Below are 23,512 nucleotides of genomic sequence, written 5' to 3'. Positions count from 1 at the left end.
TCGAAAACTGACCACTCGTGGAGGGACGGTGCCCATGGCGCGCCGTGCAGATGTCCAACTAAGGGCTGTTCGACGAAAGATGGCCAAGACGGCTGGAGCCGTCGTTTTGACCGGAGCCTTAAGCGTTGCAGCAGGCTTGTCGGGTGCGGCGGGGACGGCTTTCGCCGCGACCGACGGGGCCGGGACGGTAGCCCCGGTCGCGAACCCGGCGGCGGCGGTCAACCCGTTCCTGGCCACCGGAGACGGCGGAGCAGGCGGCCAGGCCGACGACTTCCCCGGCCCGGATGTGCCGTTCGGCATGATGCAGTGGGGGCCGGACACCACGCCGGACCGCCCTGAGGGCGGCGGCTACTACTACGGAGACTCCAACATCTCCGGCTTCAGCATGACCCACATGTCCGGCCCGGGCTGTGGGGCGTTCGGCGACGTGCCGATCCTGCCGACGGTCGGCGCGCTGCCGGCGAACCCGTCGAGCGCGTCGGCGCCGTTCAGCCACTCCGCCGAGTCGGCTTCGTCCGACTACTACTCGGTGACCACTGGCACCGGGGCCTCGGCGGTCAAGACCGAGCTGACCGAGACCGCGCGCTCTGGCATAGGCCGGTTCACCTTCCCGGCCAACGCGCAGTCCAACCTGCTGTTCAAGCTGAACGGCTCGCAGAACGGCGACTCGGCGACCAGCGCCACGGTCGTCGGGAACAACGAGATCAAGGGTTCTGTCACCAGCGGCCACTTCTGCGGTGCCAGCAACACCTACACGCTGAACTTCGACATGGTCTTCGACCAGCCGTTCACCGCGAACGGCACGTGGACCGGCTCGACTGTCACCCCGGGTTCGGCGCCGGCCGCGAACACGCAGTCCAAGGCCACGCAGAGCACGAAGACCCAGGCGGCCCCCTCGACCGCCGCCAGCCCCGCGGCGCCGAGCGCTTCGCCGAGCCCCAGCGCGAGCCCGAGTCCGAACTCGAACTCGAACTCGACCTCGAACCAGGGCGCCAAGACCGACACCGCGCCCAAGGCCAAGCCGGGCGTGCTGCCCGCGCCGACGCTGCACGGCACGGTGCCCGCCGCGCCCAAGACGGCCCAGAAGCTGGCGGTCAACGCCGCGGCCACCGGCCCGGACGGCGTCTACCTGACCTTCGACACCAGCAGCAACCAGGTGGTCCAGGCCAAGGTCGGCATCTCGTTCACCTCCGGCCCCAACGCCACGGCGAACCTGGCGGCCGAGCAGAACGGCTTCGCGTTCGACACCGTGCACGCCGCCGGCGTGAAGGCCTGGAACGACGAGCTGGGCAAGATCCAGATCGGCGGCGGGACCGCGGCGCGCCAGCAGGTGTTCTACACCGGGCTGTACCACGCGCTGCTGCACCCGAACACGTTCTCCGACACCAACGGCCAGTACGTCGGGTTCGACAACCAGGTGCACACGGTCCAGGCCGGACACATCCAGGTGGCGAACTACTCCGGCTGGGACATCTACCGGTCCCAGGCGCAGTTGGAGGCGATCGTCGACCCGGCGATGGCCAGCAACGCCGCGCAGTCGATCGTCAACGACGCCTCCCAGAACAACGGGATGATGCCGAAGTGGGCGATGAACAACGGTGAGAGCTACGTCATGGTCGGCGACCCGGCCGACGGCGAACTCGCCGACTACTACGCCTTCGGCGCGCGCGACTTCGACACGGCCTCGGCGCTGAAGTACGCCTTGGCCGAGGCGAACACGCCGAACAACATCCGGCCGGACCTGGCCGACTTCGAGAAGTACGGCTACGTCCCCTCCGACGCCGCCAACACCTGCTGCAACTTCTACGGGCCGGTGTCGACGACCGAGGAGTACGGCGCCGCCGACTACGCCCTGGGCCAGCTGGCCGGCGCGCTCGGCGACAAGACCGACGCCGCCGCGCTGCAGACCCGGTCGCAGGACTGGCAGAACCTGTTCGCGCCGGCCACCGGCCTGATCGAGCCGCGCACCACCAGCGGTCAGTACGTCCCGACGACGCTGAGCTCCTCGGACAACTACGTCGAGGGCGACGCCTCGCAGTACCGCTGGCAGATCGGCTGGAACCTGGGCGGTCTGGTGACCGCCATGGGCGGCGGCAAGGCGGTGCAGAAGCAGCTGGACACCTTCTTCACCCAGCTCGACCAGGGTCCGCCCTCGCCGTACGCGTTCCTGGGCAACGAGCCCGACATGGGCGTGCCGTGGCTGTACGACTGGACCGGCGCCCCGTGGAAGGCGCAGAAGATCGTCAACGACGTCCGGACGCAGATCTTCACCGACGACCCGAAGACCAGCCTGGGCGGCAACGACGACCTGGGCACCACCTCGGCCCAGGGTGTCTTCTCGATGCTCGGCATGTTCCCGGAGGCCGCGGGCAGCGCGAACATGGCGTTGAACAGCCCTGAGTTCCCGCTGGAGGTCATCCACCTCGGCAACGGCAAGGCCATCACCGTCAACGCCCCCGGCGCGGACTCGGTGAAGAACTTCTACGTGCAGAACATGAAGCTCGACGGCTCGTCGTGGCACTCGCCGTACCTGCCGGCCTCGGCGTTCACCAACGGCGCGCGGCTCGACGTCAAGATGGGTTCGACCCCGAACAAGGACTGGGGCTCGGGCAAGAACGACGTGCCTCCGTCCGACGGCGCCGGTCAGCAGCCCGCCATCGGGTACCTGTCCGACCAGCAGATCCAGGTGGCCCCCGGCGGCAGCGCCAAGGTCACGGTGTCCGCGCAGGACGTCATCGGCCACTCCCAGAAGATCTCTGTGAGCGCGACCGCCCCGGCCGGCCTGAGCACCAAGCAGTCCGCATCGGACGTCCACGTCTCGCCCGACGGCCACGGCTCGCTGACCCTGACGGTCAACGCCTCGGCCGCCACGGCGCAGACCTTCTACACGATCCCGGTCAAGCTGACCGAGAACGGCAAGGCCCTGCCGACGATGAACCTCACGGTCCTCGTCGCCACCCCGGGCAGCCTGCTGTCCACCTTCAACAACAACGGCATCGCCGACGACGCCGCGGTCAACTCCGCGAACTTCGACGGTGGCGGCTACAGCTACTCCGCAGAGGCGCTGGCCGCCGCCGGGCTGAACCCCGGCAAGCCGGTGACCGTGGGCGGCATCACCTACACCTGGCCGCTGCCGGCTCCGGGCTACCCGGACAACACGGTGGCCGCCGGCCAGAAGCTGACCGTGTCGGCCCCGGCCGGGACGCAGCAGTTCGGCCTGCTCGGCTCGGCTGACGGCGGACCCAGCCAGGGCGTCATGACCCTGACCTACTCCGACGGCACCAGCACCCAGTTCTGGCTCGGGCTGTCCGACTGGACGCTGGGCGGCGGCAACAGCAAGCCCTCGTTCGGCAACGGTAACGCGGCGACGCTGCCCTACCGGACCTGCGATGGCTGCTCGAACGGCAAGCAGTCCGTCGCGACGAACGTGTTCTCCACGGTGTTCCCGGTCGACCCGGCCAAGACGCTGACCTCGGTCACCCTGCCCAACGGGGCCGACCAGGGCCGGCTGCACGTCTTCGCGACCGGCACCTCCACCACCGCCCCGACCGGTGCGGTGACCACCTCGGTGAGCCCCTCCCCGGCCGCGGCCGGCCAGCAGGTGACCATCCACGGCTCCGGCTTCGGCGCCACCCAGGGCACCGGCTACGTGGCCTTCAGCGACCAGGGCATCAACTGGGGCGCGCCGGGCAACAGCGCGGCGTTCACGGTCGACTCCTGGAGCGACACGGCGGTGACCTTCACCGTCCCGACCCCCAGCGGCTCCAACGGCATGTTCCACGTCTACGCGGGCACCAACGCCGCCGCGACCGTGGTCAACGCCGCGGGCCAGGTCTCCGACAGCCAGGTGCTGCCGATGACCCCGACCGCCAACCCGGCCGACTACTACAGCAACACCGGCACCTCGCCGGACGCGAACCAGCAGTGCGCCAACTTCGACGGCGACGGCTACAGCTACTCGGCTGAAGCCCTGGCCGCCGACGGCATCAAGCCCGGCGGCACGGTGACGTCCAACGGCGTGACCTACACCTGGCCGAACGTCCAGGCCTGCGGCGCGGACAACCTCCTGCCCGCCGGCCAGGAGATGCTGGTGAACGGGAAGGCCGGGGCGACCAAGCTCGGCTTCCTGGGCTCCTCCACCAACGGCGGGTCCGCCGGGCCCGTCACCCTCACCTACACCGACGGCACCAGCACCACCCAGACGCTGACCCTGAACGACTGGGCCAGCGGCGCGGACACCACGGACGCCGCGATCGCGACGATGCCCTACCGGAACAGCGACGGTGGCAGCTCGCAGTCGATCACGATGTACGTGTTCTCCACCACGGTGCCGCTGGACTCGACGAAGACACTCGCGTCGATCACGTTCCCGGACGTGGCCTCCAGCGTCAGCAGCAACACCACGGCGATGCACGTGTTCGCGGTGGCTGAGGGCTGATGCACCGCCTGCTGATCGCTTGATCGCAGGATAGAGAGGCCGCCGACCACCCCCCGGTCGGCGGCCTCTTCGTGTTCTGCGACAGGAAAATGCGAGGCGGTGGGGGCGGGCCTGTTGGTAGCGTCCCCGCCATGATCGGACGACTGCTGGTGGACTGGTCGACCTACCCTCCTGTCGGCCACGTGATCGAGGGCCTGCAGATCGCCGGTGCCTACGCCGCCGCCAATCCGGGCTTGTCAGTCTCGCTTGCGCTGCCCTATCGCTCCCCGCTCGAACTGGCCGAATGCTGCGACTTCCTCGACGCCGTGTACCCGGTGATGTTCGACCCGACGGAGACGGGATTCCCGGCCGATCCGTACGCGGAGGTGCCGCGCGATTTCGAGTTCACGTATCGCTGCTACCGGCGCGACGACCCGGTCGAGAGCGCCAAGTTCCCCCACCTCGCCCGGCTGTCGGAGGCTGCTGCCGCGCACTTCGCGGCACCTGGCAACGCCCCCGGCCTTCCCTTCCGGCTTGAGCAGCACCTGCGGCTGCGTCTTCCGGCGCAGGCGCTGCAGGAGGCCGAGCGCATCCTCGCGCCGCGTTCGGGTTCCGGTCCGGTGCTCGCGGTGCTGCTCAGCGGGGGTGGGGAGCGAGCGGGCTACCCGTCCACCGGATCATGGCTGCTGATGCTGCGTGAGCTGCGCGCGGCGTGGCCGGACGCCACCATCGTGCTGATCGGCAAGACCGCCGGGGCGCATGGGCGCCGCTCCAGTGCGATGCCGCGCGGGGACGCGGCCGAGTTGATGGCTGCTGTCGGCGCGGTCGACGGCTACGATCTGCCGCTGCTGGTGCAGCTGGCACTGATCCACCGTGCCGCGCTGCTGTTCTCGCCGCATTCGGGGTTCTCCTTCGCCGCGCTCGTGGTCGGCACGCCTTGGCTGACGCTTTCCGGCGGGCCGTGGTTCGAGTACTTCCACAACGGGGTGCCCTTCCATTCGCTTCTGCCGGATACCGCGCGCTTCCCGTCTTTCGGCGGTGTCGGCCATCGGATCGCGGACAGCGACGGCAGCGGCGTGCGCGAGGCGTCGATGACCCGGGAGCGGATCGAGGGGACCATCCCCGAGCTGTTGGAAGCAGCCGATGACCTCGTTGAGGGGCGCCGGGACTACGAGCAGTGCCTCGCGGACTACTTCCCGCGCCTGCTTTCGGCGTTGGGCGGCGACAAGACGGTGCTCGCTTCCTGGGACCGGGTCCACGAGCGGTTCATCGAGGCCTGACAGCACGCCGAAGCCGCCGCCACCCTTGTCCCGGGGTGGCGGCGGCTTCGGACAGCTGGTGGCTTGGCCCGCCTTAGCGGCAGCCGTGCTCAGCCGTGGCGATCCGTCCGGCGTAGCGCTGCGTCCAGGCAGCGTCGGCGTCGACGGTCAGCACCACGTCGTAGTAGCCCTGCTTCGTCGGCCACGTCACGGTCGAGGTGTGCCCGGGGGCCACCGTGACGTGCCGCGTCCCGCCGAGGAAGTCGTTGGCGGTGAGCGTGTACGTGATCCGCTTGGTCCCGTCGTTGTGCAGAGTGAACTTCACCTCGTGGTGGTGGCCCGTGACCAACTCCGCCTGCACCCGAGCCGGGCCGCCGACCTGGCCCGCGAACGAGCGGACGAAGCCGTCGTTGCAGTAGATCGAGAAGGCGTACTTGCCGTCGTTGGCCTTCGCGTCCCAGGTGTACGTGCGCGACTTCTTCTCCGTGACCGTGAACGGCGTGCTGGAGAACGGCAGGTACTTGTCAGGGAACACCTGGAAGCTCACCGCCTTGCCGGCCGGCCCGCCCGCCAGGGTCATCGTGGCGGTGACGGTGCCCGCCTTGCGGTCCTCGGAGAGGGTCGCGTTCGGCTGGAAGCTCAGCGGGCGCGGCGTCATGTCGTCAGCAGTGATCGACACCGGCGTCTCGGCCAGCGGGTCCGGGAAGGCGGCCGGGCCCGGCTGCGGGTGGGCGAAGTCGACCGCGCTGGTGAGGTCCCCGGCGATGGAGCGGCGCCAGTCGCTGATGTTGGGGCAGGTGAAGGGCTTGCCCAGGGACTTCGCCCAGACCTCCAGGAACCTGATCGTCGAGGTGTGGTCGAACACCTCAGAGGCGACGTGCCCGCCGCGGGTCCACGGCGACACCAGCAGCATCGGCACCCGTGCGCCGAAGCCCAGCGGGTAGTCGCCGGCGTACTCGCGGGCCGTGCCGGCCTCCGGCCACGGCGGGAGGACGTGGTCGAACTTCCCGTCGTTCTCGTCGTAGTTGAGGATGAACAGGGTGTGGTTCCAGATGTCGGGGTTGCCCTGCAGGATGTCGAGCACCTTCTTGGTGTAGCGCTCGCCGTGCATCGTGTCCGCGCCCGGGTGCTCGGACCAGCCGTAGGGCGCGACGATCCACGACACCGCCGGCAGCGGGTGCTCCGCGCCCGGCTGGCAGGCGTCGTGCAGGGGCTTCAGGACCGCGTCGAGGTTCGCGTCGGAGTCGTCGTCCGGCGTGGTCGAACCGGCGTAGTAGGCGGCGTTGCCGCGCCAGATCAGGCCGGTGCCGGGACGCAGGCGCGGGTCGTCGGCGGCCAGGCCGGCCGGCTCGAAGCCCTTGAAGTACTTCAGCTCGTTGTCGCCGTAGTCGCCGATCCAGCTGCTGACGTAGCCCTGCCGGCCGTCGCCGCTGTTGTCCGAGAACAGCCGCCAGTCGATGCCGACCTCCTGGAGCTGCTCGGCGACCGTGACCCAGGGGCGGGAGTAGTTGGACTCGTCGGTGTTGCCGGTCTCGCTGTTGGCGGTACCGCTCCACAGGTACTTCCGGTTCGGGTCGGTGGGCCCGAACTCGGAGCAGAAGTTCTGGTCGGCGATCGTGTACTGGGCCGCGACCGAGTGGTAGAAGCCCATGTAGGCGGCACTGTGGTAGTTCATGCAGCTGGCGCCGTTGTGCTGCACCCACAGGTCCCACTTGCGGTGGTTCACGTCGCCCCAGGCCCCGTGGTCGTTGCCCCAGGCGCCGTCGTCGGCCTGCGGGGTCACGATCTTGCCGCTCGCGTCCTTCTGCTGGAAGACGCTGGTGCCGTCCTGGAACCGCAGCGCCTGCTTGTCGCCGAAGCCGCGCACGCCGGGCAACGCGCCGAAGTAGTGGTCCAGGGACCGGTTCTCCTGCATCAGGATGACGACGTGCTTCAGGTCGGAGATGTCGCCGTTGAAGCCGCGGGGCAGGCCCCTGCGGTTGGTCTTGGCGGCGGCTGCGGCTGCGGCTTCGGTGGCGTCGGCGGTGATGCTGCCGCCGTTGGCGTCCGCGGCCTCGGCGGTGCCCTCGCTGGTGAGCCCGCCAAGCGCGAGCGTGCCGGCGACGACTCCGGAGCCCTGGAGGAAGCGTCGGCGGCTGGCGCCGGCGGTGGGCTCCGAGCTGTCGTCGAGCGGTGATTCGGGGGTGGGGGAGGTGTTCGGTATGTGCGTCATGGAATCTCCTGCCAGAGACGTCGCTGCTCGACGGCTCCCGAAGGTGTCGGGTAAAGCGCCAAAGTTGACTGTACAACTTCATCCAGTAGGCGCGTTGATCAAGGCTCTTCCGTGAACCGCGAGTGACCGGAAACAGGAAGCTGGCCGAACGTTCGCGGACGCGGACCGGCGGGCCCCTATGATGCGGCCATGTCCCAAACCCTCGTGCGCTGGCAAGATCTCACCCCGGCGCCGTGGAAGAACGGCGGCGGCGTGACACGGCGAGTCCAGGCCGCTCCCGCCGGCGCGGCGTTCGAGGACATCGACTGGTCGGTGAGCATCGCCGACATCGAGAAGGACGGCCCCTTCTCCGGCTTCCCCGGCATCGACCGGGTCCTGATGCTGATCGGCGGCAGCGAACTGATCGTGGATGTCGACAGGGCGGTCCACCGGCTCGGCGTAGCGGACACCCTCGCCTTCTCCGGCGAAGCGACCACTGCCTGCCGCGTGCCCGCAGGCCCTGCCCGCGCGCTGAACCTGATGACGCGGCGCGGGCGCGCGAGCGGGACGTCACGGCCTGTGGAGGTGGCCGGAGCGCAGGCGGTGACGGTGGCGAGCGGCGAGACGGTAGTGCTGGTCGCGCTGACTGGCGGGCTGACCTTGGGCGGCGACGGCGTGACGCTGAACGCCCTCGACGCGATCGTCGTGGACGAGCCCAGCGCGATCGAAGTCGTCGGAACGGGTCTTCTCGCCGAGCTCAGAATCGGTCAAGCCCGGCTGTTGGACAACACAGCATGACCGTCAGCCTCGTGTCGAGGCCTCGACGACTGCCTCCCGGAGCCGGAACGCAGTACCCGCAGGCGGCTCGTGGATTTCGACCGTATCCCCGCTGCCAAAGGTGATAGCGATCGCACCGCCTGCCGGCCCGCCGATCTGCCCGTTGAGGATCTCCGCGTAGAACTCCGCCGAGCGCTGCCGGTCCGAGACCGTGATCACGCCGGCCAGGCCGCCAGGGCCACGTCGGCGACCCGCTGCAACTGCGCTTCGCTCGCGCCGTCGCGCGCCTGGGTCGACATGCCCTGGATCACCGCCGCGTAGAACGTCGCCAGGGCTGGGGCGTCCGTCTTCGGGGGCAGGGTGCCGGCCTGGACGTCGGCGGTGATGCGGTCGGCGATGGCCTGCTTTGTGTTCTCGCGGTAGGTGCGGAGTTCCTCGGCGACGTCCTGGGATGCCTCGGAGGTGTTGGTCGCGGCGTCGATGACCAGGCAGCCGGGCGGGTGGGCGGCGTCGGTGTACTCGGTGGCGGCCAGGCGGAGCATGGTTTCCACGACGCGGTGGGCCGTGGGCTGGTCCAGGGCGCGCGAGCCGTAGTCGCCGTGGGTTTCGGCGTAGCGCTGGACGGCGGCGCTGAAGAGCTTGCGCTTGTCGCCGAAGGCCGCGTAGAGGCTCGGGGGGTTGATGCCCATCGCCTTGGTCAGGGTGGCGATGGAGGTCGCCTCATAGCCGTGGCGCCAGAACTCCATCAGCGCCGCCTCCAGGGCCTGCTCGCGGTCGAAGCCGCGCGGGCGGCCCTTGGCGGGGGGCCTGGACGCGGTGGTGGCGGCGGTGCCGGGGGCGGTCGCGGTAGTCACGTCCCCGATTCTATAGCGATCGCTAGGAAACGTGGTACCGTCCTTTCTGTATCGACCACTACAAAAAGTGTGGAGGGACCTCCCATGCGCGCTGTCACCCAGGACGCCTTCGGCGACCCGACCGTCCTGCACGTCGTCGACCTGCCCAAGCCCGCCCCGCTGCCCTCCGAGGTCCTGGTCCGGGTGCACGCCACCGGCATCAACCCCGTCGACGCCATGGTCCGCTCCGGCGCGTTCCCGATGCTCGGGCAGCCGCCGTTCGTGCTGGGCTGGGACATCTCAGGGGTCGTGGAGGAGGTGGTCCCCGGAGTGACCCGCTTCGAGGTCGGCGACGAGGTCTTCGGCATGCCCTTCTTCCCGCGCGCCGGCAACGGCTACGCCGAGTACGTCGCCGTCCCCTCGCGCCAGCTGGCCCGCAAGTCGGCCGCCGTCGACCACGACCACGCCGCCGCCCTCCCGCTGGCCGGCCTCACCGCCTGGCAGGCGCTCGCCGACGCCGCCGAGGTGGCCCCGGGCGACCGCGTCCTGGTCCACGCCGGCGGCGGCGGGGTCGGGCACCTGGCGGTGCAGATCGCCAAGGCCCGCGGCGCGCACGTCGTGGCCACCGCCAGCGCCGCCAAGCACGACTTCGTCCGCGGCCTCGGCGCCGACGAGGTCGTCGACTACCGCGCCGTGGACATCACCGAGGCGATCGGCGGCATGGACGTCGTCCTGGACACCGTCGGCGGAGCCGTCGCGCGCCGGTCGATCGAGGTCCTGCGCCCCGGCGGCCTGCTGCTCACCATCGTGGACCGCATGGACACCGGGCTGCGGGCCGCGACCATCGACGCCGGCCGCCGCTTCGCGGGCCTCACCGTCGAGCCCGACCACGTCGGCCTCGAAGCGCTGGCGGCCCTGGTACAGGACGGCCAGCTGCGGCCCTACGTTGAGCACTCGCTCCCGCTGGAGGAGGCCGCCAAGGCGCACGAGCTCATCGAATCCGGTCGCACACAGGGCAAGATCGTCCTGACCGTGTGAGCCGCAGTCATACCGGCGGCGTGGAACCAGCCTTCTTCCACGCCGCCTCGAACAACTCCGGCAGCGGTATCGCCGGCCAGTCGGAGTGCTCGCTCAAGCCCAACTCGTTCAGCAGCCTGATCTTCCAGTACTCCATCGGCCGGGACCCGGGCTCATTGCGGGCTTTGTGCCAGTCGCCGGCCAGCACGATCCCGCGCCCGGACTTCGGCCGCTTCTCCTCGAGGACCAGCCCCTTGGTCACCAGCTCCGCGACCGCGGCCTTGTGGGCGGCGGCGTTCCACCGGTTCCAGGCCCGCACCCTCCTGTCGGTCGGATTCGGCATGGCGAGGAGTTGGAGGTAGAGCGTCGCAGCCTCCGAGCCCAGACCATGCTCCTCGGCAACCCGAGCGACGAGCTCGGGGACGCTGGCTCGCGGATCGGCCTCGCAGGTCCCGGCCGGAAGGGTCCCGGAGACCACCCGTTCCACGATGCCCGCGCAGGCCGCCCCGGCCAAGAACCGTGCCATCCGCAGACCGTTGTCGGTGTAGTTGATGGTCCTCTATTCGGGGCCCTGCAGGCGGACCGGGACGCCGTCGGCGCGCAGGGCCGGCGCCATCCGCGCGATCAGGTCGCTGATCTGCGTCGGCAGCAGCTTGCTGACCCGGCTGCGGCGGCGCAGCGTGGCGTTCATGTTCGGGTGCCAGACGGTCCGCTCCAGCCAGGCCGCTCTACAAGCACGGCGGCCATGAATGGATCTCCGACTGGGGACCGGGCTCCCTGCAGATCCCGGCACCGACCACCTGAGCGTCGGACACGCCAAACGGACCGGGCCCGAAGGCCCGGTCCGCGCGGGTTATGCGAGTGGTATCAGGCTATGTGAGCGGTATCAGTAGGAGAACTGCTCGATCTGGCTCCAGCCGGGCCCGTAGGTGAATCCGGTCCGGGTCTTGGGGTCGATCTGGATGTCCGGCTCGGCGGTGGCGGACAGCGGGCCGCCGAAGCCGTGGGTGAACTCGAAGGCGGACACGGTCTTCAGGACCTTGCCGGTGTCGGTGTCCACCTCGTCGATCTGGCCGCGGGAGTTGCTGTCGGTCAGGATGCCGCCGGGGTGGCCGTAGACCGACAGCGGCTGCGGGCTGGCGTAGGCGATCAGCGCCACGTGGTGCACGCTGTCCAGCGCCAGGGCGCCGGCCATCTGCTGGCGCAGCGTGCCGCCGGCCGAGTTGGACAGGGTCTTCTCGTCGATCATGTTCAGCGTGAGGTGGCTCAGGAAGTTGACGCTGAAGCTCTGGTAGTTCAGCAGCGCCGCCTTCGAGCCGTCCTGGGCCGAGGCGAAGTTGGTGCCGCACGCCGGGTTGGACGTGGCGGACAGGCTGACCGCGCCGGTGGCCTCGCTGACGTCGAGCACCGCGTTCGCCGAGAAGCCGAAGCACAGCGAGCTGTCGGCCAGGTGCGCGAGCTGGACGGTGCCGGTGCCGGCGTCCACGTCGATGCCGTCGTAGTAGGCCCGGTTCGCCTTCGCGGCGGCGTCCGGCTCGACCGGGGTGCCCGGCGTGCCGGTGGCGACGTCCAGGTTGAGCAGCTCGTCGTGGTAGTCGGACTTGACCCACTGGAGCACCCACGCCTTGTGGGTCGTGGAGTCCACCCGGCCGCCGATCACCAGGCCCGGGTCGTTCTGGACGGCCTGCGGGGTGCCGACCAGAGCGCCGTTCGACAGGTTCCGCACTTCGAGCTGGTACGAGTCCTGGCTCAGGGTGTGCATCAGGACCACGCGGTGCGCCGAGGCGTCAACGCCGATGAGCGCGTACGGTCCGGCCTGGGTGGTGTCGGAAGTGATCACCGACCCGTACGTCCCGGTGGCCGGGTTGTAGTGCCGGACGGACTCGCCGGCGTCGGCGGCGTCGGTCACCACGGCGACCGAGTCGGCGCCGGCGGCCGTGAAGTCCGCGATCGCGCCGCCGGCCGGCGGCACGCCGTCGTCCACGATCAGGCCCGAGGACGGCGAGGCCTGGCCGGCCGCCTTGCCGTCGCGGCCGATCGGCACGATCCGCACGTTGTACTGCGAGGCGGTCGCCAGACCCAGCTTCAGCGCGTCCAGCGTCACCACCCCGGAGCCCCAGGGGAGTCGCTGGTAGACGACCGAGCCGGCGTCGAAGCCGTCGGTGTCCTGGGCGGTGCCGTTCTGCGCGGTGAAGGTGTTCAGCGAGTTCCACAGCGTCGGCGCGCCGGCGGAGATCTCCAGCATCGCGCCGGTGGCGCCGGGGACGGAGTCCACGGAGTAGCGGACGCTGAAGGTCGACGCCGTGCGCGAGACCTCGGCCTGGTGGCCGAACGAGACCGAGTTGCTCGCCAAGTCGCCCGAGTCACCCGAGTCGCTCGAAGCCCCATGGCGCGCGCCGCCGGCGGCCAGGGTCGGCGCGTCGGCGCGTCGGTCGGCGCTGAAGCCGGCGACGCGGATCGGCGCGGACTCGCTGTACACCGGGTACAGCGGGTTGGAGTTGTCCTGGATGATCGTGATGCCGTAGATGCCGCCGCCGGAGGTGAACGCCGAGGCGGGGATCTTCACGTCGCCGCTGGTGCCGGTCAGCGGAGTGGTCCAGGCGTTGTTGTAGAGCGGCGCGAGCAGTGGGCTCCAGTGGCCGACGGTGGAGACCGAGAGGGTCGGGTCCTTGACGTTCCGCACGCCGGTCAGGTCGTAGTGGACGGTCACGTCCTGGCCCGCCGCGACCGTCGCCGGGGCGGTCGGCGCCTGGGCTTCCATGTAGGTGCCGTCGGTCGCGCTGAGGGTGAGGGACTGCGTGATCGAGGCGGTGCTGCGGCCGTGGTTCAGGACGTCGAACCGCACCGAGACGGTGCGCGGGGTCGTGGAGACCACCGGCAGGCCGGCCGCGGTGAGCAGCTGGGTCGGGGTCAGGCGGATCGCCGGGGTGTCGGAGTCGAAGGTCTTCGAACCCACGGTCAGGCGGTAGCGCGCGCCGTGTCCGGCGTTGACCACGTCCGCGGCGAAGGTGATCGGGCCGACCAGGCCCTCGCCGGTCTTCTCGTTGCGGCCGTCGGTCGGGCCGGCCAGGTCGATGGAGGCCGGGTCGGTGTTCTCCAGGAACTCCCCGCCCTCCTCGCCCAGCAGCTGGTGGTGCTGGACGCCGAGGCGGACGATCTTCGTCGGGTTGTTCTTCGCGTCGGTGGCGTCGGCGCTGTCAGCGCTCGCAGTCGCGGGGCCGGCCGCGCTGACGACGTCGTTGCTGGCGTCCTCATGACGGGCCGACAGCAGCCGCTCGACCGCGGCGGTGACGTCGACCTGCGGGCCGACGTTCAGGGTCCGGTCGATCTGCGGCGGCGTGGCCACCGTGCGCGCGGTGTGCTCCAGCAGGTCCCTGATCTGCTCCGGCGTCAGGGTCCGGCCGGTCAGCTTCGCCGCGCCGTCGACCACGGCCGCCGCGGCCGCGATCTCCGGGGCCGCGGCCGAGGTGCCGCCGGTGAGGCTGACCGCGACGTTCGTCGCCGTCATGCCCTCGGCGTGGTAGAACGCCGGGATGTTGTCGCTGGGTGCCGACAGGTTGATGCGCGAGCCCATGCCGGAGGAGAAGTCGCCGCTGCCGGTGATGCGGGTCTCGGCGACGGTCGCGGGGCCGGCGGGACCGGAGGCCAGGGTGTCGTCGGTGGTGGTGCCGCCGGCGGCGATGGCGCCGCTGTCCTGGACCCGGCTGGGGGTGGTGGAGTTGGCGTCGTCGTCGATCGTGGTCGCCTGGTGCGCGGAGTGCGCCAGGTCGGTCGGGGTGCTGCCGCCGTCCGGGCCGACCGAGGTCGGGGTGTACAGGCGGGTGCCGTCGTTGGCGGCGATGGAGACCGTGATGCCGTACTGGTGCACGATCTGGGCGACCGTGGCCTCGATCGAGGGGTCGTCCTCCAGGTAGCGCCCCGGGTAGCCCTGGCTGTCGGTGCCGAAGCCGAGGCTGGCGTTGATCACGTTCGGCCGCGGGTTCTGGCGCGCGGCGGCCAGCAGCGCGACCCGGATCTGGTCCGGGGTCGGGGCCGAGGGCACGACCAGCCGGTACTGCGCGCCGGGGGCCACGCCGAGCAGGTCGGTGAAGCCGCTGCCGGTGTTGGACGGGCGCTGGCTCTGGTGCGGCAGCGGGGCCATCACGCTGAAGTCGAGCATGATCTCGCCGTTGGACGGGTCCTGGTTCTCCGTGGAGCCCAGCGGGTTCAGGTGCCCGGCGGTGTCGGCGACGTAGGTGGGGATCAGCGGCATGGACGGCATGTCCAGGTAGCGCTGGCCTCCGGTGACGACGGTGGTCGGGCCGTACTGCTGCACGTAGCCGTCGCCGGCGTCGGCCATCGACTGGTCGGTGAGGTCGCCGACGCACACGTTGGTGATGATCTCGCCCTGCCCCGGCAGCTTGCCGTAGCGGGTGGCCAGGTCGCTGTAGGCGCCGAGGGCGTCGACGCCGCCGGAGTTCATCCAGCTCTCCAGCGAGGAGGAGATGCCGTAGTTGTCCGGCAGGCCGGAGGTGTTCGCGGCGTTCAGGCGCTTGGTGACGGTCGCGTTCGCGTCGGACTTGGCGGCGGCCACCAGGGCGGCCGGGATCTGCGTGCGGTCGCTGATCATGCTGCTGACGGTGTGGCCGGAGGCGGCCTCGGTGCCGGCTTTGGTGCCGGCCTTGGCGCCGGCGGTGGAGCCGCCGGGGACCGGGTGGTCGGCGCTGTTCCAGGACTCGCCGAACACCGAGGACCCGCCAGAGCCGCCGGACCCGCCGGACCCGAAGGCGGAGGCGGGCCTGCTCGGGACGGTGGGGGTGGTCGGGGCGCCGGGGGTGTCGGCGCCCGCGGCGGCGCCGGCCGCGCCGAGTGTCCCGGCGGCCAGCGCGGTGCCCGTTATCAGGGCTGTGAGCAGGCGTGTTCGCCTTCTTGCATGGTGCATTACTGTCCCTCACACGCTTCAGTCAACCAACGGTGGGGAACAACCTGGCAGCGTGGCGGGGGATGGCACAAGATGGCCAGCGGGGCGTATTCTCGCCATCCGGCGTACTTACGCCAGCGAGACTGAATAAGGGGTCTGACGTGCTGGAATCCGTAGGCCTGCCCGAGCCGTGCGGCACAGTGTACTCAGCACTCGTTGAGCATCCGGAGTCCGGAGCGACGCGTTTGGCGGAGGTCACGAGCCTGCCGTTGACCAAGGTTCGCGCCGCACTTGATCGCTTGACCGCCGAGGGGATGGCCAGCCGTGCCCCGGGCCGCGCGGCGGTGTGGTTCGCCTCGGCCCCGGACGTCGCGATCGGCTCGCTGGTGGGACGCGCGGAGCAGGACCTGGTGCGCGTCAGGTCCTTGATGAACGAGCTCATGGACAGCTACCGCGAGGCGGCCCGCTACACCGACCCCTCGCTGTCGGTCGAGGTCGTCCGCGGCCACGAGGAGATCAGCCGCCGCTTCGAGCACCTGCAGACCGAGGCCCGCCACCAGATCCGCGGCTTCGACCGCCCGCCCTACCTGGACGCCCCCGGCACCAACCACGACCGCGAAGCCGGCCGTGCCCGCTCGGGCCTGACCTACCGCGTCATCTACACCCGCGCCGCCCTGGCCTGGCCCGGCCGCCTGACCCAGGACATCAAGCCCTCGCAGCCCTTCGAGCACGCCCGCACCCGCCCCACGCTGCCGATCAAGATGGTGATCAGCGACGACCGCCAGGCCCTGATCCCGATCCGCGACCCGGAGGAGGCGCTGACCACCGCCTACGTGATCCACCCCTCCTCCCTGCTGGACGCCCTGATCGCCCTGTTCGAGGCCGAATGGCGCCTGGCCCTGCCGATCCCGCAGGCCTCCGGAGCCGGACCGGACGAGGAGACCCGCACCCTGCTGTTGCTGCTGGCCTCCGGCCAGACCGACGAGGCCATCGCCCGCGCACTGGGCTGGAGCTTCCGCACCACGCAGCGGCGGGTCCAGGCCCTGATGCGGAGCCTGGACGCGACCACGCGGTTCCAGGCCGGGATGGAGGCGCGGGGGAGGGGGTGGGTGTAGCGGGTGTGGCGGTGAAAATGACTCCGCGGGCCGGTGCGTGGTGTGCTGGACTACCGGCATGTCTGGCTTTGGTGAATTAGTGCTGCCCGTTGTTGTCCGGGACCTGAGTCAAGCCGACCTGCCGCACTGCGGGTGGTCGGGGTCGGCCTTGCACCTGCGCAGTGTGGCGATCGAACTGGATCGGGTGGCGGCCGGTGATGCGGAGTATCTCGCTGTGTGCGCCGCCAAGAGCGGCCAGCCGCTGGCCATCGGCGGTATCGACTACGAGCAGACGCCTGGTGCCGGGGTGATCCACCAGCTGTCGACCATGCCCGCGTTGCAGTCCTGCGGGCTGGGCACGGTGTTGATGGCAGCTGCCGAGGAGCGCATCCGGGGGCGGGGTCTGCTTCGTGCCGAACTCGGCGTCGAGCACGACAACCCCCGGGCGCGCGCCTTGTACGAGCGGCTGGGCTACGTCGCCTTCGAGGACCGGCCCGATGCCTGGGACGAGGAAGCGCCGGACGGGACGATCCGGCGGTACGAGACGGTGTGCACGATGATGGCCAAGGAGCTGCGGCTTTCTTAGCGGGCGTCGCTTAGTGTGCCGGCCCGCGGCAGAACAGGGGCAAAAGGCCGCTACCGAGATCAGGGGCCGCGCGGTATAACCAAGCCAGCAAAACAGAGCCCTGATGATCTGACCGGGCTCTGGAACGCGTGTCGCACCGTCCGCCGAGCCCGCCACCACCCGGGAGGTCCCATGTTCCGCCGCACCTTGACCACGGCCGCCGCGATCACCCTGGCCGCGGCCGGCGCCGCCCTGATTCCCGCCGGCACCGCCCAGGCCAAGGCCTGCGGCGCGGGCAGCTGGTGTGTTTGGTCCGTCTATCAGGACGCGGCCCACACCGTTCTGGTCGGTGAGCGCGGCTACGACTGCGGCGGCGCGTGGTTCTCGGAGGGCACCCAGAGCGGCTACGTGGTATTCCAGGTTCTTCCCTGCTGAACGGCCCGGGTTGATCTCACTATCGTCACGAGGCTGACAGCCAGTACAGTGCACCGTCGCCGTAATGGCTCCTTCTCGTCTCACGGGGGATCTCTCGCATGCGCGCTCGCCGTATCACCCTTGCCGCGCTGTCCGCGTTCTCGACCGTCGGTGCCGCCGCCGGGCTGGCGCCGACCGTCGCGCACGCCGACACGGCCACGACGATCTACGTCGACAACGGCAGTGCTCAGTGCTCTGATACGGGGTCCGGGACCGAGGCCGCGCCGTTCTGCACCGTCCAGGCCGCCGGCAACGCCGCGACGCCGGGCAGCACCGTGCTGATCGAGCCCGGCAGCGGCCCCTACGCCGAGCCGAACCAGTTGGTGACCCACTCCGGTTCGGCCGGCAGCCCGATCACCTTCCAGCCCGCGCAGGGGACGGTGACGCTGGCCGGTCTGCGCTTCGACCAGGGCGTCCACGACATCGTGATCAAGGGCCTGGACTTCACCGGCGGGCTGTGGGTGGACGAGTCGTCGGCCCGGTTCACGGTGACCGGGAACCACTTCCACAGTGGCGGCGGCATCGACATGGCTGACGGCGAGGCCATGGTCATCTCGCACAACGTCGTCGACGGCGGCGGGATCTGGGCCGAGGGGGCTGTGAACTTCAGCGGTTCGCAGGCCGAGCCGACGCCCACGCTCATCGACGACAACACGGTCACCGGCGGTCAGATCGGGGTCCAGGTCGGCAGCGCGACCATCGTCCACAACACGGTCACCGGCGGCTCCGACGCGGGGGTCATGATCGGCCTGAACATGGTGAACTCGGACACCGCGGCGCAGGCGCAGATCGTCGTGGCCGACAACCTGATCGCCGGGAACAAGGGCGCCGGCGTCCTCACCTACGGGTACTTCGACACGATCACCGGCAACACGATCGCCGACAACGGCGGCAACCAGATCGAGGTCCACCCGCACACCGTCGAGAACTACACGCCGAACCCGCTGCCGATCCGCCACATCGAGAACAACATCATCGCCACCGGCACCGCGCTGCCGCACCAGGCGGCGGCGAACCCGGCGTTCCAGGCCGGGATCGCGATCGACCAGGCCGCCTGGGTCAACGCGGCGATCGACGACAACGTCGTCGACATGCCGACCGGCGTCCCCTACCAGGTCGGCAGCACCCTGATCCCGGACGGCGCGCACCTGGCCGCGCTCGGGCACGGCGGTCTGCACGAGGTCGGCGCCGACCCGCTGCTCAACGCCGACGGCACGCTCAAGGCCGGTTCCCCGGCGATCGACTCGGCCGACTCCGCCGCCGCCGGGGAGACCGGCACCGACCTGCTCGGCAACGCCCGCCGCGACGACACAGGGGTCTGCGACACCGGGACCGGCACGCGGACGTACGACGACCGCGGCGCGTTCGAGTTCCAGGGCACGACCAGCCCGGCCGTGGACTGTGCCGCGCCGGTGACGGCCGCGCCGACGCCGACCCCGCCGACCGTGAGCTCCATCGACTTCCCCGCCTCCGGGTCGTACTTCGGCGTCGGGCGTCCGGGCACGATCAAGGTCTCCGGTACCGCGTCCGGCGTCGCCTCCGTCCATTACTCCATCGACGGCGGCGCGACGCTCACCGCGGCCGCCGGCTCCTCCGGATCGGCCTCCGTCCCGTTCACGGCCCAGAGCGCCGGGCAGCACTGGATCGACGCCCAGACGGTCAGCCCCGACGGCACCTCGATGGTCACCCGCTACGTCTTCACCGTCCCGGCCACCGACTCGGTCGGCGGGCCGACCGCCTACGCCGAGTTCACCCCGGGCGCGGCCGACAAGCACACTGTCTCCCTGGACATGGTGAAGTCGCTGCACGGCACCACGCCGATCCAGTCCTACGCGGTCGACTTCGGCGACGGCGCGAGCGCCGGACCGGGCACCGCGACGACCGCGAGCCACACCTATCCCGTCGCCAAGACCTATCCGGTGACCGTGACCGTCACGGACACCGACGGGATGACCGCGACGGCCCACTACACCTACTCGGCCGTGACCGGCCAGGTCACCGCCGACGTCAGTACCCCGACACCCACCACCGTCCACGTCAACGACGCCGCCGGTGCGAACTGCGCGAACACCGGGGCCGGGGCCGGCAGCGCGGCCACGCCCTACTGCTCGATCTCCGCCGCCGTGGCCACGGCGGTGCCGGCCGAGACGATCGAGATCGCTCCGGGCACGTACAACGAGACCGTGAACGTCACGCGCTCCGGCGTCCCCGGAAGCCCGATCACGCTGCACGCGGCGCCCGGGACCGTAACCCTCAACGGACAGAACATCGGCGGAAGCGTTGTCGTCTCGCTCGGCACGGCCCACGACGTCACGGTCTCGGGCCTGACCATCTCCACGCCCGGCCAGACGGCGGTCTCCGCCGGCGGGCAGAACGTCACCGTGCGGGACAGCAGCATGACCAGCACGCAGTGGGGCGGGACCGACTCCCAGCTGGTCACCTTCAGAGGTGTCCACAACGGGGCGATCATCGGCAACACCGTGACGGGCGGCCAGATCGGCGGCATCTCGGTCGACGCCTCCTCCTCACGGATCACGGTGCAGGGCAACACCGTGAGCTCCGCGTCGGCGGTGAGCGACCCGACGATCTCAGTCGCGGCACCGGACAGCTCGGTGATCGCCAACACGGTGCACGACTCCAACTACACGAGCATCTCGGTGGCCGGCACCGCCGACCGCAGCGTCGTGGCCGACAACCTCGTCACGTGCACCAGATACGGGCAGGGCATCTCGGTCGCGGCGTCCCACACGGCGGTGACCGGCAACACGATCGTGCAGGGCAACAACACCACCGAGCTCCTCATCGCCGGCCCGGTCACCGGCGACAGCGTCCAGAACAACATCGTCGCCCAGCCCGGCGCCACGGCCGGCTTCGACTGCGTGAACAGTGGCTTCCAACAGGTCGGCATCAGCGTGGACGCCCAGGCCATCGCCGGGACCACCGTCGACTACAACGACGTGGCCACCCCGCTGGGCGAGGCGTACGTCTGGGGCGCCCAGTCCTTCACGAACATTCAGCTCGCGGCCTTCCGGCAGGCCAGCGGCCAGGGCGCGCACGACAGCACCGACTGGCTCCCGGTCGCGCCCGACGGCACGGTCCCGCTGGAAAGCGAGGCGATCGACTCGGCGAACTCGGCCGCCCCGGGCGAGCAGCTCACCGACCTGCGGGGCCACGCCCGGGTCGACGACCCGAACACGCCGGACACCGGTGCCGGGCCGCGGACGTTCGACGACCGCGGGGCCGTCGAGTACCAGCCGCCGACCTCGCCCGGCGGTGGCGGAACCCCGCCGCCTCCCACGAACCCGCCGCCCACGACTCCTCCGCCCACCAACCCGCCGCCGGCGAACCCGGGGCAGCCGGTGGTCTCCCGGCTGTCCGGCGGCGACCGGTACGCCACCTCCGTGGACGTCTCCAGGGCTCAGTGGCACGACGGCACGGCCGGCGCGGTCGTGATCGCCACCGGCGGCAACTTCCCCGACGCGCTGTCCGGCGTCCCGCTGGCCGCGCACGTGCACGGGCCGCTCCTGCTCACCGACCCGAAGGCGATGGACGCGGCGACCGCCGCGGAGATCACCCGGGTCCTGGGCGGCGACAAGAGCAAGACCGTTTACATCCTCGGCGGCACCGGCGCGGTCAGCGCCGACACCGAGAGGCAGGTCCGCGCGCTCGGCTATCAGGTGAAGCGGCTCAGCGGGAACGACCGCTACGCCACCTCGCTGGCGGTCGCCAAGGCGTTCGGGCCGTCCCAGCACGTCATCGTGGCGACCGGACAGTCCTTCGCGGACGCCCTGTCGGCCGGCCCGCTCGGCGCCGTGGAAGGCGCGCCGGTGGTGCTGTCGCAGGACACTCATCTGGACGCCGACACCGCCGCCTTCGTCCGCGGACACGCGGCGGTCGAGGCGGTCGGCGGGCAGGCCGTGGCGGCCGTGGCCGCGCTCGGCGCCGGGGCTCCGAGCGTCACCCCGCTGGCCGGCAAGGACCGCTACCTGACGTCGACGGCGGTCGCCGCGGCCCTGGGCCGCGCCCTGGGGCATCCGGTCACCGGGGTCGGGATCGCCAGCGGCATGAACTTCCCCGACGCGCTCACCGGCGGTGCCTACGCGGCCAACGCCGGGATGCCGCTGCTGCTCACCGATCCCAAGTCGCTGCCCGGCACGACGGGTGACCTGCTCGGTTCCCTGGCCTCGCACCTGGTCGCGGTGACGCTGTTCGGCGGGCCGGCCGCGATCTCGCCCGATGTGGAGGGGGCCATCGCGGCGCGGGTGCACGGTCGGGTCGGCTGAGCCTGAGGGGACTATGGCGGCGAGGGTGCACGGTCGGCTCGGCTGAGCCGGCCGTGCGGCGCGGCTTGGCTGCCCTGCCTGCCCTGCCTGCCCTGCCTGCCCTGCCTGCCTTGCCCGACTAGCCGGCCGCGCCCCCGAACGCCGCCAGCGCGTCCCCGGTCAGCCGCATCGTCGTCCACTCGTCCATCGACACCGCGCCGAGCGCCTTGTAGAACCCGATCGACGGCTCGTTCCAGTCCAGCACGCTCCACTCCACCCGGCTGTAGCCGCGCTCGACCGCGATGCGTGCCAGCTCGCGCAGCAGCGCGCTGCCGTGGCCGCCGCCGCGGGCCTCGGGGCGGACGAACAGGTCCTCCAGGTAGATGCCGTGGACGCCGTTCCAGGTGGAGAAGTTCAGGAAGTACAGCGCGAAGCCGACCGGGGTGCCGGCGTCGTCCTCGGCGATGAGGGCGAAGACCGCCGGGTTCTCGGCGAACAGAGCGGCGTGCAGCTGCTCGTCGGTGGCCTGGGCGGCCTCGGGCTGGTGCTCGTAGTCGGCCAGGGCCTCGATCAGCGCGCGGATGGTCGGGACGTCGGCGGGGGCGGCGGTGCGGATCATGGGGCCAGCCTAGGCGGCGCGGCGCCGCGGGCCACTTCTCACCCGTTCGGTTCGGTTCTCACCCGTTCAGTCCGGGCGGGCTGTCTGTTTCGGCCCTCCTGGTTCGTGTAGAGGGTGAGACCGATCCGCACGGAGTATGAAGGAGAACATCATGGGCGAGATCGTGGTGACCGAGAGCCTGACCCTCGACGGCGTGATGCAGGCGCCGGGCCGGGCCGACGAGGACCTGCGCGGCGGCTTCGCCCACGGCGGCTGGGCCGCGCCCTACGCCGACGCGGTCATGGGCGCCGAGATGGCCAAGGGCATGGGCCGGCCCGGGGTGATGCTGTTCGGGCGGCGTACGTATGAGGCGCTGGCCGCGCACTGGCCGAAGCAGACCGACGGCAACCCCTACACCGAGAAGCTGAACAAGGTGCAGAAGTACGTGGTGTCCTCGACGCTGGTCGAGCCGCTGCCGTGGGTGAACTCCACGGTGGTGCCCGGCGGCGGCGACGGCGACGACGGCGCTGTCGCGGCGGCCGTCGCCGCGCTCCGGGACGCCACCGACGGCGACATCGCGGTCCTCGGCAGCGGCCGGCTGGTCCGGACCCTGGCCGCCGCGGGCCTGGTGGACCGCTACGTGCTGCTGATCCATCCGCTGGTCCTGGGCACCGGCCTGCGGCTGTTCGACGGAGCGGAGTCCGCCAAGCTGCGGCTGGTCGGCTCCGTGGCCACCGGTACCGGTGTGATCATCGCGACCTACGAGGCCTCCAGGAGGACATTGTGACCCGCTATCTGCTCTCCATCTACCAGCCCGACGGCCCGGTGCCGCCGGCCGAGCGCCTGGCCGAGATCGGCCGCGACCTGGAGACGCTCAACGTCGAACTCCGCGCCGCCGGCGGCTGGGTCTTCGACGGCGGCCTGCACCCGGCGAGCACCGCGACCGTCCTGCGGCCCGGCTCCGGCGAGGTGCTGATGACCGACGGGCCGTTCGTCGACAGCAAGGAGCACCTGGGCGGTATCAAGATCATCGATGCCCCCGACCTGGACGCCGCCCTGGGCTGGGCCGCGAAGCTGACGCGCGCCACCGGGCTGCCGGTCGAGGTGCGGCCGTTCCAGGGCTGA

At 70.9% G+C, this 23,512-nt stretch carries 17 protein-coding genes; 10 read left to right on the top strand and 7 right to left on the bottom strand.

Going from position 1 to position 23,512, the window contains the following annotated elements:
- Window positions 1-136: 136 nt before the first annotated feature.
- Window positions 137-4,438 (top strand): GH92 family glycosyl hydrolase, encoded by a 4,302-nt coding sequence (locus tag ABIA35_RS05960; RefSeq protein WP_370357163.1) that lies wholly within the window; start codon window positions 137-139, stop codon window positions 4,436-4,438.
- A gap of 131 nt (window positions 4,439-4,569) precedes the next feature.
- Complete coding sequence (locus ABIA35_RS05955) at window positions 4,570-5,697, top strand: hypothetical protein (RefSeq protein ID WP_370357162.1); 1,128 nt, start codon at window positions 4,570-4,572, stop codon at window positions 5,695-5,697.
- A 73-nt stretch (window positions 5,698-5,770) separates the two neighbouring features.
- Here the strand turns inward: ABIA35_RS05955 and ABIA35_RS05950 are convergent, their stop codons facing one another.
- Window positions 5,771-7,888, bottom strand: coding sequence for an alkaline phosphatase family protein (locus ABIA35_RS05950; RefSeq protein ID WP_370357161.1), 2,118 nt, complete (start codon window positions 7,886-7,888; stop codon window positions 5,771-5,773).
- Window positions 7,889-8,077: 189 nt separating this feature from the next.
- Between ABIA35_RS05950 and ABIA35_RS05945 the strand changes: the two genes are divergently transcribed.
- Entirely contained in the window at window positions 8,078-8,665 is a 588-nt protein-coding gene (locus ABIA35_RS05945; protein WP_370357160.1) for a HutD family protein, read from the top strand.
- A 3-nt stretch (window positions 8,666-8,668) separates the two neighbouring features.
- Here the strand turns inward: ABIA35_RS05945 and ABIA35_RS05940 are convergent, their stop codons facing one another.
- Together ABIA35_RS05940 and ABIA35_RS05935 are read right to left on the bottom strand one after the other, a co-directional pair.
- Window positions 8,669-8,863 carry a VOC family protein gene (locus tag ABIA35_RS05940; RefSeq protein ID WP_370357159.1) on the bottom strand — a complete coding sequence of 65 codons (195 nt, stop codon included), beginning with the start codon at window positions 8,861-8,863 and terminating at the stop codon, window positions 8,669-8,671.
- Window positions 8,860-9,390 (bottom strand): TetR/AcrR family transcriptional regulator, encoded by a 531-nt coding sequence (locus tag ABIA35_RS05935; RefSeq protein ID WP_370357404.1) that lies wholly within the window; start codon window positions 9,388-9,390, stop codon window positions 8,860-8,862. The genes ABIA35_RS05940 and ABIA35_RS05935 overlap by 4 nt, the downstream gene beginning before the upstream one ends.
- Window positions 9,391-9,582: 192 nt before the next feature.
- On the opposite strand from ABIA35_RS05935, the gene ABIA35_RS05930 reads away from it, so the two are divergent.
- Window positions 9,583-10,515 (top strand): NADP-dependent oxidoreductase, encoded by a 933-nt coding sequence (locus ABIA35_RS05930; protein ID WP_370357158.1) that lies wholly within the window; start codon window positions 9,583-9,585, stop codon window positions 10,513-10,515.
- 7 nt (window positions 10,516-10,522) lie between these two features.
- On the opposite strand, the gene ABIA35_RS05925 is transcribed toward ABIA35_RS05930, so the two are convergent.
- The 3 genes from ABIA35_RS05925 to ABIA35_RS05915 all read right to left on the bottom strand — a co-directional run bounded on the left by ABIA35_RS05925 (window position 10,523) and on the right by ABIA35_RS05915 (window position 15,415).
- Window positions 10,523-11,020, bottom strand: a complete 498-nt coding sequence (locus ABIA35_RS05925) for a hypothetical protein (RefSeq protein ID WP_370357157.1) — start codon at window positions 11,018-11,020, stop codon at window positions 10,523-10,525.
- A 33-nt stretch (window positions 11,021-11,053) separates the two neighbouring features.
- A complete protein-coding gene (locus tag ABIA35_RS05920) occupies window positions 11,054-11,185 on the bottom strand; it encodes a hypothetical protein (RefSeq protein WP_370357156.1) in 132 nt (43 codons plus the stop codon).
- Between the two features lie 195 nt (window positions 11,186-11,380).
- Window positions 11,381-15,415, bottom strand: coding sequence for a peptidase S8 (locus ABIA35_RS05915; RefSeq protein ID WP_370357155.1), 4,035 nt, complete (start codon window positions 15,413-15,415; stop codon window positions 11,381-11,383).
- A 278-nt stretch (window positions 15,416-15,693) separates the two neighbouring features.
- Here ABIA35_RS05915 and ABIA35_RS05910 point away from each other — a divergent pair, with 278 nt between their 5' ends.
- From ABIA35_RS05910 to ABIA35_RS05895, 4 genes are all read left to right on the top strand, one after another.
- Entirely contained in the window at window positions 15,694-16,509 is an 816-nt protein-coding gene (locus ABIA35_RS05910) for a transcriptional regulator (RefSeq protein ID WP_370357154.1), read from the top strand.
- 163 nt (window positions 16,510-16,672) lie between these two features.
- The gene (locus ABIA35_RS05905) at window positions 16,673-17,074 is read left to right on the top strand and encodes a GNAT family N-acetyltransferase (protein ID WP_370357153.1); all 402 of its coding nucleotides are present in this window, start codon (window positions 16,673-16,675) and stop codon (window positions 17,072-17,074) included.
- Window positions 17,075-17,245: 171 nt separating this feature from the next.
- Window positions 17,246-17,488: a hypothetical protein gene (locus ABIA35_RS05900; protein ID WP_370357152.1), complete on the top strand. Its 243-nt coding sequence runs from the start codon at window positions 17,246-17,248 to the stop codon at window positions 17,486-17,488.
- 98 nt (window positions 17,489-17,586) lie between these two features.
- A complete protein-coding gene (locus ABIA35_RS05895; protein ID WP_370357151.1) occupies window positions 17,587-21,810 on the top strand; it encodes a cell wall-binding repeat-containing protein in 4,224 nt (1,407 codons plus the stop codon).
- Window positions 21,811-21,928: 118 nt separating this feature from the next.
- Here ABIA35_RS05895 and ABIA35_RS05890 read toward each other — a convergent pair whose 3' ends face one another.
- Window positions 21,929-22,408 carry an N-acetyltransferase family protein gene (locus ABIA35_RS05890; RefSeq protein ID WP_370357150.1) on the bottom strand — a complete coding sequence of 160 codons (480 nt, stop codon included), beginning with the start codon at window positions 22,406-22,408 and terminating at the stop codon, window positions 21,929-21,931.
- 151 nt (window positions 22,409-22,559) lie between these two features.
- Between ABIA35_RS05890 and ABIA35_RS05885 the strand changes: the two genes are divergently transcribed.
- The gene (locus ABIA35_RS05885; protein WP_370357149.1) at window positions 22,560-23,174 is read left to right on the top strand and encodes a dihydrofolate reductase family protein; all 615 of its coding nucleotides are present in this window, start codon (window positions 22,560-22,562) and stop codon (window positions 23,172-23,174) included.
- Window positions 23,171-23,512 carry a YciI family protein gene (locus tag ABIA35_RS05880; RefSeq protein WP_370357148.1) on the top strand — a complete coding sequence of 114 codons (342 nt, stop codon included), beginning with the start codon at window positions 23,171-23,173 and terminating at the stop codon, window positions 23,510-23,512. Before ABIA35_RS05885 ends, ABIA35_RS05880 begins: the two co-directional genes overlap by 4 nt.

Origin of the sequence: Catenulispora sp. MAP12-49, assembly GCF_041262705.1 — a bacterium.
Taxonomy (GTDB): domain Bacteria; phylum Actinomycetota; class Actinomycetes; order Streptomycetales; family Catenulisporaceae; genus Catenulispora.
The sequence above is the reverse complement of the archived record's forward strand: the minus strand, read 5'-3'. Positions and strand labels throughout refer to the sequence as shown.